The organism is Pseudoalteromonas sp. P1-25 (assembly GCF_001401805.1).
Taxonomy (GTDB): Bacteria; Pseudomonadota; Gammaproteobacteria; order Enterobacterales; family Alteromonadaceae; genus Pseudoalteromonas.
This window is the reverse complement of sequence record NZ_LKDW01000127.1, coordinates 1-251: the sequence shown is the minus strand read 5'-3', so window position 1 is coordinate 251 and position 251 is coordinate 1. Positions and strand designations below refer to the sequence as shown.

Below are 251 nucleotides of genomic sequence, written 5' to 3'. Positions count from 1 at the left end.
ATGCTGGTTGTGATCGCTGCGGTGTTATCAAGTTCAACTGTATCCTCAGCTGTAACAGGGTTACCCGCTAAATCTGACACGCTTGCTGTGGCGGTGAGCGTGCCGTCATTTAATGCGCTTGCATCAACCGGATTTGTAACGTATTCGCCGTTTTGTACAAGTGCCGTGGTTTCAACTTGGTTTGTGCCATCACTGATGATCACCGTCACGGTTTGACCGTCTTCTACATCGCTCACCGTGCCGCGCACGAC

1 protein-coding gene is annotated in these 251 nt (G+C 51.4%); it reads right to left on the bottom strand.

Translation table 11 applies throughout. The features are described 5' to 3' along the window. A partial coding sequence (locus tag AN393_RS20340) for an Ig-like domain-containing protein (RefSeq protein WP_161804182.1) occupies positions 1-251 on the bottom strand: 251 nt, incomplete at both ends.